The sequence below is a fragment of the Coprobacter sp. genome (assembly GCF_982436375.1).
Map to the genome: position 1 here is coordinate 1 of NZ_CEWDCG010000095.1, position 10,926 is coordinate 10,926.

Genomic DNA, 10,926 nt, shown 5'->3' on the forward strand with positions numbered 1-10,926 from the left:
TATTAATATATATAATATACAGATAATCAACTCATTACCCCCCACCCATTTTAAGCATTCTACAAGTAAAAGAATGAGGATATTGCAAAACAACTTCCTTAGATGGTAGAAAGAAATAATGTAAAAGATATATTTCCAAGGTATGCTGTCCAATATAGGTAACTACTCTATTCTCAACTACTCTCTTAGATAGGTTGGTAAATACTTGTAATATTCCGATTACACCCAATATGCCATATAAAATTCTAAGATACATATTGAAAGATACTTGGTAATAGTGTTCCATAGAAGGCATTACACAGAATCCTATTATGGAATAGCTGCCATCACGTACATTCCCTTTCCTCATCTGACCATACTGCATATAACACTTGCCAAAGAAGAAAAAGTCCGCTTAAATAAGAGCTTAATAGAAATTTCGTTCTTAGCAAACATACCACTAATAAAAAAGAACAGCGGCATAAAGGATACTGTAATGCTCTGATCGAATATTGAGTTGCAATTATCAAAACTAAAATAGTTCAGATGCGAAACCACTACAGATATGATAGCAAAAGCTCACATCGCATTTCATATAAATCTTTTAATCTGATTCCAGCACCACGCTCCAAACTTAGAAGGGTTATGATAGCCATCTACTATGGCTACATTACCAAAGCGGTTGTAGGTATGAAGTCCAATATCATATTTCTTATCATTTGGATAGAGACGATTGATTTCTTTAAGAATAAGCTTATCATCCTCTATCGTTACCTCTTGAAATACCAAACCTAATCCATATCCATTATTGCAGTTTTGAGCAGGACGTATCAAACGTCCATCAACTGTTATAAATGGCAATCCTGCTCCACGTGCAGTATTATCTAAGAGCGCAATGTCGTGCTTGTGTATATACTTTTTGTTGAAATCATCATAGAAAAATACATGACAGATACTTCCGTTACAATCTTGGCGATATGTTGTAGTAATCCATTTACGGTCTTCAGACATAATAGCAGCATCAGTCCATGGATAGTTGCATTGGATAGCTATTTTTATCATCTCCTGCTTCTGCCAGTCATAACGATAGAGAGTGTTATTTCCTGAATTGGAATTCTCAGGATATACATAAAGTTCGCCATCTTTATAGTAATAACAAGGGAATGACAAATGTGTGGGAAGCACAAGGATGTCTTTATAAGACTGAAGCTTGAAATCTTTTTTATCTGCGACTATAACTCCAAGAGCCCCTTTACGAACATCATAATAGTAAGTTTCTACGAAAATAGTATAAGTATCTATATCCTCAGCCACTATAAATGGATCTGCAAACCAACGGTCATTAAATGTATGGGAAAGCCACTTAATTGCAGGCATAGATGCACACGTAAGAATATCATCCGAGTGAGGAATAATACCTATATTGTATACATCGTCTGCAAAATGAGAATGGAAAAGATTAATCCATTTCCTAATTGTTTTTTTTATATTCATAACACTTCTACTAACCAATTCCAGATTTGGGTGCTTTTACCTTTCCTCTTATTACCTGCAGTTTTATTTTCATCTGACTCATTATGAAATATAACAATTTCAACCAATACAAATGATTGTCACCCTTCCAATAATCAGTATAACTATTGGCTTTTATCATACCTTTAAGCCATGTCATAAATGAAATTTCTCCATACGCATAATCCTTGAAATAGAAGAACTCCGGACAAAACACAACTGGTCTGAACTTACTGTTGGCAATCTCTGTTTTATATTCTCCTCCAGTAGCATACAAATACCATATATAAGGTAAATTGTAGCCTGCATCAGTCACACATATAGCATTACCATCATTACGAAAATTCATTTCAAGAAAATAGTCTTTACCATCTTTACCTCTAAGGAACTCAACACTAAATAATCCTGAATAACCGGATTTACGAATAAACTTCTTGGTCAATTCAAGTGTAGTTGAAAATGTCTTATCGTTTTCTTTATATTGGAAATAATATGTGTTCTGCACTCCATTGGGACGATCAATATGAGAATGTCCAGGAATAACTATTGTTTCACCACCATTAAGCGATATACCGATAAACTGAAATTCAATTTCTTTTTGAATGAACCTCTCAATCTGAATTCGAGGGCATAAATCCGGATTTTTCAAGAAATCATGTAATTCATCTATTGATTGACAGATAGTTGTATCTGATTTACCACCATCAACACTTGAAATAGCTTTGGTTATACATGGAAATTCAATATCTTCTGGCATATCAGAACCTTTGCACCAAACGCTATACTGGGGTACATTCAGACCAACTTCCATAGCAAGATGACACATTGCTTCCTTACTCATTAAATCAGTTAAGCGACCTTTAGAATTGAAAAGAACGAATTTGTCTTTAAGCTGATTATAATTAGTATCCAGCAAGGAACTTGCAATATCACAAGTTACTAACAATACATGCTTCGCACAAGACTCCATGCTAAGTAATTCTGAAATGATCTGCCCGTCATCTGGAAAGGATTTGATACTATTAATGTATTTACTTTTTACCTTCTTAATCTCTTTCTTATAAGGTACAATAATGACATCTGAATTTACTCCTTTTGAGCCTAAACTGCGCACAACTCCCAATGTATTATGATGATCTGCGCCAATTACTATGACTTTATGTTTCATTATTTGAGATACTTGATATTATGTTTCTTTATCTTAGCTGGTACACCGGCATACATTGCACCTGATTCCAACAATTTGCCAGAAACAACAGCTCGGGATGCAATTACTACATTATCTGCTATTGATGTTCCTTTCAAAATGCTCACACCGGAACCAATAAAGCAATGATTGCCAATTGAAATTCTATTTGAAAACTCAGATAGTTTTCCATCTACATCGAAATAGTGACTGTCAGTATCCATGATTGTTACATCCCACGACCCCAACAACTCATCGCCAATTAATATTTCTTTTGAGCATAATATCCTGAGATTCTGGCCTAATGAAGAACGATTACCGATTCTTAATATCGCACCCCTCCTTATTACAAACGAAGCTCCGGGATTGGTTCCAAACGAACCTTCAAATTCTACAGTTCCTCCTTGATTGGACCATATACATTTAGTTGAATAATCAAACATTTCGTTTCCCGGAATTCCAATAGCAATTTGTCCGTGACGAACATCCCCTTTTAGTAATATTTTACCTTTCATATCTCGAAACTTTATGGGAGACATGAAAATAATAGGCAGTTTCAAACCTTGCTTCCACCCCAGATAGTGTACATTAAAGTACAATGAGGAAAGAATATGACGATATTTGCAAAAACGGAAATACAGACTTTTTCTCATGGCATCAATATAATCGTAGAACTTTAATGACAGCCAAAATACACACCGATTGAATTACAGCAGCCAAGAAGTATGAAATCGCAAGAACATTTTCAAGAGGTATGACAATAGATGTCAATAAGTGATATACACACCACAAAGAGATTGCCCAAAGAAGATTGGTACCTAATGCCCATACCACTTTTTTTGCAGACATTAGTATTGTACCAGACAAACTTGATATGGAATCAAATATTGCGCAAAAGCACAAAAAATACAACGGAATCAAGTTTGTATATTGATTTCCGTACAACATCAATACAAACGGGCCAAAAAGCGAAATGACTATTGCAAGTAATCCTGTTGTCCCTATATTTATAAAGAAATTGGTTTTTATAACCTTTCGCCTAGAATCTTTATCTTTATTTACATTTGATAAAATCGGCAGAACCACCGTAGCAATAATACCGGGAACAAATGCTATTTGACTTCTCCATTGCTCTGCAATATCATAGTTCGCCATATTTTCAAAACCTGCTCCAGAGATAACTGATGTCTTCAACCACCAATATACAATCATCTGTAGCCAAGAGGTCGCAGCCACAGGAAGACTGAAAGACACCAACGGTTTAAAATCTGCAAAATGAAGATGACGTATTTCACTAATAACAGAGATACCAAATGCTTTGAGATGGCGGCGTATGCCTATAGAATTGTATACCCACGCCACACAATATGTAAGTCCAAAACCGATAACCGCACCTTTTAGTCCAAAGAAGTATGCACCTGCACATAGAGCGATTATCTCTGTAATGCCCATTATTACTTGACATTTGGCTATCCATTGAAAATCTTCAAATCCGGAAAGCGTACCTGTCTGAGCCCCATTTAAAAGAGTAAAAAATAAAATTATAGCTGCAATCCTCAATTCCACTGTCATATCCGGGCTGTGCAGACGATCAGAAGCCAGCGTCTCAGCACAATACATTAACACTGCTGTAGAAACAATTGCCATAATCCATACAAAGGAGTTGGCAACATAATACATCTTAATAGCTTTCTTTGGATCAGACTTACGGTATTCTGCAATATACCTGGTTGCAGTAGCTCCAACACCAAATGCAGAAAGGCTGACAAAGAGTGCAATAGTCGATCGAATGATACTAAGCTGGCCGTAAACCTCTTTAGGCAAAATCCGTGCTATAAGAATTGTTGCAACAAATACAAATGCCTTGGAAGACAGAGTGCCTATTAACACCCAAGAAGTACCCGAACTTATTCGGGAAATAACACTATCTGAGTCTTTATTGAATATAGAGAAAAGATTCATTATTCTATCTGATTTTCACTATCAGAATTCTGATAACATTGCTATTTGAAACAGATTATCGACCTTTGTGTATTTCCTCGTAATATTTTTCATATTCACCAGAAGTTATGTTATCTATCCATTCCTGATTATCTAAATACCAACGGACTGTTTTCTCAATACCTTCTTCGAACTGCAAGCTGGGTTATCAACCGAGTTCATTTTTTAGTTTGGTACTATCCATTTCCGAGTTGCCCGTTTGCGCCTGTTACTAATATATTCATCATCAATATAATTTTTCGTTATAGTCGAACAACCATGACGCATCTTGCAAACGACAATGATGCCGGTCTTTTTCTGAGAGTATTACTTTATCGGACGGTATTTTCCAATCTATCCCTAAATCAGGATCATCCCATGCCAAAGCGCCCTCACTCTGCGGTGCGTAAAAGGCATCGCATTTATACTGGAATATGACTTCATCAGTCAGGACGCTGAATCCGTGTGCAAATCCGCGCGGGATAAAGAATTGCCGATGGTTTTCTCCAGAAAGTTCTACGGCTACATGTTTGCCGAATGTGGGAGAACCTTTGCGAATATCGACGGCGACATCCAAAACAGCGCCCTTGATCACTCGCACCAGTTTGCTTTGGGTATATGGCGGTTTCTGAAAATGCAATCCGCGCAAAACGCCATACGAAGATTTAGACTCATTATCTTGAACGAAAACGGTTTTACACACTTTTTCTTCAAATTCGCGCTGAGAGAATGATTCGAAAAAATATCCCCGTTCATCGCTGAAAATTCGCGGTTCTATGATAACCACTCCGTCTATGTCCGTTTTTATTACTTCCATTATTCCAATCCCAATTCGTTAATGACTTTCAGCAAATATTGCCCGTATTGATTTTTAAGCATCGGTTGCGCCAAATCACGCATTTTATCGGCAGTGATCCAACCTTTGCGAAGAGCTATGCCTTCGAGGCAGGCGACTTTCAGCCCTTGTCGCTTCTCGATGACTTCGACAAAGGTTGAAGCTTCACTTAATGAATCGTGCGTACCTGTGTCTAACCAGGCAAATCCACGTCCTAAAGTCTGTACTTTTAATTCCCGATCATTCAAAAAGGCCTGATTTACCGTAGTAATTTCCAGTTCTCCTCTTGCCGAAGGCTTTATACTCTTAGCAATATCGACTACACGATTAGGATAAAAATAGAGTCCTACAACTGCGTAGTTGGATTTAGGCTTTTCCGGTTTCTCTTCGATCGACATACAATTACCGTCTTTGTCAAACTCTGCAACACCATACCGCTCAGGATCGGCGACCCAATAGCCGAAAATCGTAGCTTTCTTGTCTTCGTCTGCCGTACGTACAGCGTCTTGCAACATTCGGGTAAAACTCTGTCCATAAAAGATATTATCTCCGAGAACCAGACAAACCGAATCGTCTCCAATGAATTTTTCACCGATAATAAAGGCCTGTGCCAAACCGTCCGGACTGGGCTGTTCGGCATATTCGAAATGTACTCCGTAATCAGAACCGTCTCCTAATAATCTCTTGAATCCGGGCAGATCGACCGGAGTAGATATTACCAAAATATCCCGGATACCTGCCAACATCAATACCGATATAGGATAATAGATCATCGGTTTGTCATAAATCGGGAGAAGCTGTTTGCTTACGCCTTTGGTGATCGGATATAATCTGGTACCCGAACCGCCTGCTAATACAATACCTTTCATTTTTAATATAGTTGCAATAATATGGCGTACGAAAGTCTAATTTTCTTCAGAATAACCTTTGCCATATCCATAATTATAACCGTATCTGTACCCATACCGATATCCATAATGACCATAAGCTTCGGATGTGCCGTTCAGGATAATAGCCATGTTCTTATATCTCTGATCTGTATAAAACTCTTCTATTTCATAAAGCATACTGCGATCTAATAAGCCTGACCGGATAATAAACAGTGTCATATCCGATAATTTATTGATAATAGAAGCATCTGCAACTATCTCTACCGGAGGACAATCGATAAAGATGCAGTCATATTCGGTCTTTAATGTACTCAACATTTGTTCTAAGCGCAGATCAAATAACAGCTCGGTCGGATTAGGAGGTATCGTACCTACCGGTATTACATCTAAACCCGGATAAACCTTGCCTTTGACTATAATTTCAGAAAAATTTTCTACTTGCCCGCTCAAATAATTTGAAATTCCTATTCGGGGAGAATCGACATACGAGCTTAAAGAGGCTTTTCTCATATCGAGGTCAATAACCAATATTTTTTTACCTTTAATTGCAAGACTTTTTGCCAGATTCATGGTAATAAAAGTCTTTCCGCTACCCGGATTTGCAGACGTAACCATGATAACCCGGGATTGTCCTTCTTTACCCAACATGAACTCAAGATTGGTGCGTACAACTCTAAATGCTTCGTTGACAAGATTTCGGCTTTTTTCTTTGACTACGACCGTGTGCATCTCCGGTAATTTCTTTTTCCTGAATATCGAACCCTGCTTGTCCTGATGATATGCCAACGGTATTTCTCCGACAAAAGGAATTGTCATATTTTCTAAATCTTTACGTCCCCTAACTTTTGTATTCATATTCTCTGCAATGAATATGACTATTACAGGTATCAACAGACCTGCGACAAAGGCAACCAGCAAGATATTCTTTTTCAGCGGGGCTGTAGGTAACATGCTTCCTCCCGCCGGAGTGATAATACGGGTATTATATGCCGTAAACGCTTGAGAAAGTTCGTTCTCTTCACGTTTTTGAAGTAAGTATAGATAAAGCGATTCTTTTACTTTTTGTTGGCGTTCGACCGAAAGCAGATATTTGGCCTGAGCAGGGCTTTCAGCAATACGGGTAGTCGTCTGCTGTCCGCTGCGTTCGAGATTTTTTATTTGTGCATTTAAGGTAACAACCTGATTATCTATAGACGCGATAATTGCTTCGCGCATAGCAGCCAATGCATGGTCGAGATCGATAACCAAAGGGTTCTGGTCACTGCTGTTTGCAACCAAACTGTTGCGCTGAAGCAATTTGTTATTGTATTCTGTAATCTGATTTCCGAGGTTAGAATTTTCTATACCCGAATTGGCCGGCAAAAGCTGGTATTTGTTCGACTCTCCTCCTAAATAATTGCGAATATAGCGAGCCATATAAAGCTGATTGTTCAATGCCAATAATTGAGCATCGGTTTCACTGACCTGTGCCATATACATACTGGATGCCGCTTGCACATCGGGCAAAAGATGTTCGCTCTTATACGAAGATATGTCCTCATCTACACTTCCCAATTCTTTTTCAATAACTCCTAAGCGTTCGTTGATAAACATAGAAGTGCTGATCGCTATCTGATTTTTATCTTTTACCCAGTTTTCATTATATACGGCAATCAACGTATTCAGAATATCTTCGGCCCGCTGGATAGAAACGTCTTTGAATGACAGATCGACAACCGTAGATTTTTCATCATTCAGTACGACAGATAAATTCGGAGCATAACGACGGACAGCACTATAAAGACCGGAACGGGAAACATATATAGGTTGAGAAAATTGTGAAGTATAATAAGGCGTGAGGCATACTGTTACTTTTCCAACGGGCGTCATAATCGTATCTCTCAGTTGTCCTTTTAGCAATTTTCCGGGCAACTCTTCACCATTCCGTATAAAATCAGACAGTTCTACGGTACTATCTGTCAAAATTTTTACGGTCAACGCTGACGACTCATTATCGTCCGGAGTATCTATAGACACATTTATCGGTAAAGTACGACCATATAACACTTCCCGGTAAAAGCCTCCGTCAACATGATAATCCATGTTCAAATGCAAACGCTTTACAACATCGGTCATGATTGCCGGAGACTGCAACGAAATGATTTCATTATTTACATTCGTATTTGCCTGAATCAATCCCAAATCGGCAAATGATCCGGCATCTGCGGAAAGGGACTTTCCTTTTGAGTCTTCTTTAATGAGTATTGAAGCCGACCGGGTATACACCGGAGGTGTTACTTTAATATACAAGACAGCAGCTCCTAATGTAATCATCAGAGATAGAGCAAACCAATACCAATTGGATGCACAAAGGTATAGCAAATCTTGTATTCGCATAAACTCTTCAGATTGCTTCGATTTCGGATTATTTTGAACAGCAGCCATATTTTTACTTTAATATCAAAATAGTTATTTAACAATAAGCACGGTAATAGTGGTCAGCAATGAGGCCAATGACATCCAAAAAGATGTAGAACGGACATTATTCCCGTTGACTGTAGATTGACGTGCCCGGACTGAATTAGGTTCGACATATATTACATCGTTCTGCTGAAGATAATATGCCGGAGAAGAATAAATCTGTTTTGCAGAACACAAGTCGAGTTGATAAGCGGTCTCTTTATCCCCCTCCTTTCTCAGGACATATACGGGATTCCGTTTCCCGTATATCGAGAGATCCCCGGCCATACTGATTGCATCAAGAACGGTAATTCTGTCCCGATCGATATTAATGCGCCCCGGTTTATTGACCTCTCCTAATACAAAAACACTGAGATTCATAAATTCTACCGTAACGACCGGATCTTTTATCAGATTTTCCTTAATAAGCCGATCCTTGATGTATCCGGCAAGCTCGGAGCGGGTCATTCCTGCCACACGAATTTTTCCTAAAACGGGAAATTCAATATCTCCTTGAGCATCGACAGTATATACCGACATTTCTTGATTAGAATTTTGCGCCCCCGATGCTAATCCTGCACGAAAAGAGGCTATAGGCAAATTGAACAGGCTTGCCAATTGAGGATCTTTACTACTGACAACGATAGAAAGCTTATCTTCCGGTCGGAACGTAATTTGAGTCGATGCTATCAATTGCTCAGATATTCCCGGCTTAAGATCCTGAAAATATACGACCTTTTTAGACGAATCACATGAACTGAAAAGTACAATAACAAGTAAAATTCCTAATATATACTTGATCTGCATAACCTTAATCATCATTATTTTATTCATACTATTTTAATTCTTTACTATTCTATTTTTTCGATCAACGAAGGATGTATAAATGCGGTTGCAACGGCCATTATCCCTTGAATAGAAACGACTACCCTCCTATCGCCCTTAACTCGTACAAATACACCTTCTACTCCGGAAAAAATTCCTCCGGTAATTCTAACCTTATCTCCCTTTTTCAACATTAACGAAACAGGATCGAGATAAACGAGCTGATCGTCATACGTACCCGACACTGCAATGAAATCTTGCATTTGCTTATCGGGAATTATAATCGGACAGCCTGTTGCCTTATCCATAATATATCGAATAGGCAAACGGACTTCAAGTTCAGACTTGAATGTATCTATACTTGTTTTTGTCGAATGGACAAAAACAAGATTATGTATAATCGGTACTAATTTTCGTGATTTTTTAGCTCCTAAATCCGTGCTTTCATAGTGCATCGGTATAAAATTTTCAACATTATGACCGTCGAGATATTCTTTGAATATCATTTCCCGGCTATAAGTAACACGTATAGCATACCATGCTATATCACCTTGTTTCTTTAATTCTATGTTTTCTTTTTGCTCCAAAATTTTTCATAAAATAATCTCCGGTATAAAAAGGGATTATTTAAGGATATTCTCATATCCCAAAGATGATCGCGATTCACATCGAGACTTCTCTTACTTAATATCTTAGATGTGTAATTTATATACCAGAGATTATATTTTTATAAATAATACACCAAGAACCTGTACTTCTAAGACAAGATAGTTTTTGAATCTTTTGACCCTTCTAAAACTAAGCCGATCACTATTTCAAGAAGTTCTCAAAACAGACTCGGGCAAAATTTAGACGGCTTTTAAAATTCCTATCCTATTTTGGTAAAACTTTGAACAAGTTCCAAATTCATAGACTTTGAAATCATAACTAAAACTTAATAATATCAATAACTACAACAACAACTTTTCTAAACTTTTAATTTTTACAAAAGAATGTTCCTTAGGGACACCAGAAACATATATATCCCTGATTAACAATTGTTTGGCTGTATAATATAAAACACACCTTCAGCTCTGAATCCTGTTTCTATCACAGAAGTAGGACTTAAACGGGTTCAAATTTAGACAAATAAGTTTGTTTATCCAATTAAATAATATACATTTTTTTGCTATTAAAATCACATGTGCTGAAAATCAATATTTTGCAAGTCAGTAATTTAAATTCAAATCAGATATAAATTATTATTCGGATAATGAAAATAAAGGTTATTGTGTAATAAG

At 37.4% G+C, this 10,926-nt stretch carries 10 protein-coding genes and 1 pseudogene; all 11 read right to left on the reverse strand.

All coding sequences use genetic code 11. From position 1 onward, the window contains the following. Positions 1-34 precede the first annotated feature (34 nt). Entirely contained in the window at positions 35-349 is a 315-nt protein-coding gene (locus AC1WHX_RS06895; protein ID WP_481229056.1) for a hypothetical protein, read from the reverse strand. Between the two features lie 221 nt (positions 350-570). Beyond that, complete coding sequence (locus tag AC1WHX_RS06900; protein WP_481229057.1) at positions 571-1,491, reverse strand: glucosamine inositolphosphorylceramide transferase family protein; 921 nt, start codon at positions 1,489-1,491, stop codon at positions 571-573. Continuing rightward, the gene (locus tag AC1WHX_RS06905) at positions 1,484-2,659 is read right to left on the reverse strand and encodes an ATP-grasp domain-containing protein (RefSeq protein ID WP_303116785.1); all 1,176 of its coding nucleotides are present in this window, start codon (positions 2,657-2,659) and stop codon (positions 1,484-1,486) included. Before AC1WHX_RS06905 ends, AC1WHX_RS06900 begins: the two co-directional genes overlap by 8 nt. Further along, positions 2,659-3,192: an acyltransferase gene (locus AC1WHX_RS06910; RefSeq protein ID WP_303116787.1), complete on the reverse strand. Its 534-nt coding sequence runs from the start codon at positions 3,190-3,192 to the stop codon at positions 2,659-2,661. The genes AC1WHX_RS06905 and AC1WHX_RS06910 overlap by 1 nt, the downstream gene beginning before the upstream one ends. Positions 3,193-3,334: 142 nt before the next feature. Next, entirely contained in the window at positions 3,335-4,639 is a 1,305-nt protein-coding gene (locus AC1WHX_RS06915; protein ID WP_303116789.1) for an oligosaccharide flippase family protein, read from the reverse strand. A gap of 55 nt (positions 4,640-4,694) precedes the next feature. Continuing rightward, positions 4,695-4,823, reverse strand: a pseudogene (locus AC1WHX_RS06920) (dTDP-glucose 4,6-dehydratase); the annotation flags it as partial. Positions 4,824-4,904: 81 nt separating this feature from the next. Continuing rightward, the gene (gene rfbC, locus AC1WHX_RS06925; protein WP_122303486.1) at positions 4,905-5,474 is read right to left on the reverse strand and encodes a dTDP-4-dehydrorhamnose 3,5-epimerase; all 570 of its coding nucleotides are present in this window, start codon (positions 5,472-5,474) and stop codon (positions 4,905-4,907) included. Beyond that, positions 5,474-6,361: a glucose-1-phosphate thymidylyltransferase RfbA gene (gene rfbA / locus AC1WHX_RS06930; protein WP_303116791.1), complete on the reverse strand. Its 888-nt coding sequence runs from the start codon at positions 6,359-6,361 to the stop codon at positions 5,474-5,476. The genes rfbC and rfbA overlap by 1 nt, the downstream gene beginning before the upstream one ends. A 36-nt stretch (positions 6,362-6,397) precedes the next feature. Next, the gene (locus tag AC1WHX_RS06935; RefSeq protein WP_303116793.1) at positions 6,398-8,806 is read right to left on the reverse strand and encodes a GumC family protein; all 2,409 of its coding nucleotides are present in this window, start codon (positions 8,804-8,806) and stop codon (positions 6,398-6,400) included. A 24-nt stretch (positions 8,807-8,830) separates the two neighbouring features. Further along, the gene (locus AC1WHX_RS06940; RefSeq protein WP_031258893.1) at positions 8,831-9,628 is read right to left on the reverse strand and encodes a polysaccharide biosynthesis/export family protein; all 798 of its coding nucleotides are present in this window, start codon (positions 9,626-9,628) and stop codon (positions 8,831-8,833) included. 44 nt (positions 9,629-9,672) lie between these two features. Continuing rightward, positions 9,673-10,233, reverse strand: coding sequence for a UpxY family transcription antiterminator (locus AC1WHX_RS06945; RefSeq protein ID WP_302545729.1), 561 nt, complete (start codon positions 10,231-10,233; stop codon positions 9,673-9,675). Positions 10,234-10,926 lie beyond the last annotated feature (693 nt).

Bases quoted from the DNA above. Each gene is read 5' to 3' on its own strand.
- AC1WHX_RS06895 (WP_481229056.1), bottom strand. From the start codon at position 349: ATGAGGAAAGGGAATGTACGTGATGGCAGCTATTCCATAATAGGATTC.
- AC1WHX_RS06905 (WP_303116785.1), bottom strand. From the start codon at position 2,659: ATGAAACATAAAGTCATAGTAATTGGCGCAGATCATCATAATACATTG.
- AC1WHX_RS06910 (WP_303116787.1), bottom strand. From the start codon at position 3,192: ATGAAAGGTAAAATATTACTAAAAGGGGATGTTCGTCACGGACAAATT.
- AC1WHX_RS06915 (WP_303116789.1), bottom strand. From the start codon at position 4,639: ATGAATCTTTTCTCTATATTCAATAAAGACTCAGATAGTGTTATTTCC.
- rfbC (WP_122303486.1), bottom strand. From the start codon at position 5,474: ATGGAAGTAATAAAAACGGACATAGACGGAGTGGTTATCATAGAACCG.
- rfbA (WP_303116791.1), bottom strand. From the start codon at position 6,361: ATGAAAGGTATTGTATTAGCAGGCGGTTCGGGTACCAGATTATATCCG.
- AC1WHX_RS06935 (WP_303116793.1), bottom strand. From the start codon at position 8,806: ATGGCTGCTGTTCAAAATAATCCGAAATCGAAGCAATCTGAAGAGTTT.
- AC1WHX_RS06940 (WP_031258893.1), bottom strand. From the start codon at position 9,628: ATGCAGATCAAGTATATATTAGGAATTTTACTTGTTATTGTACTTTTC.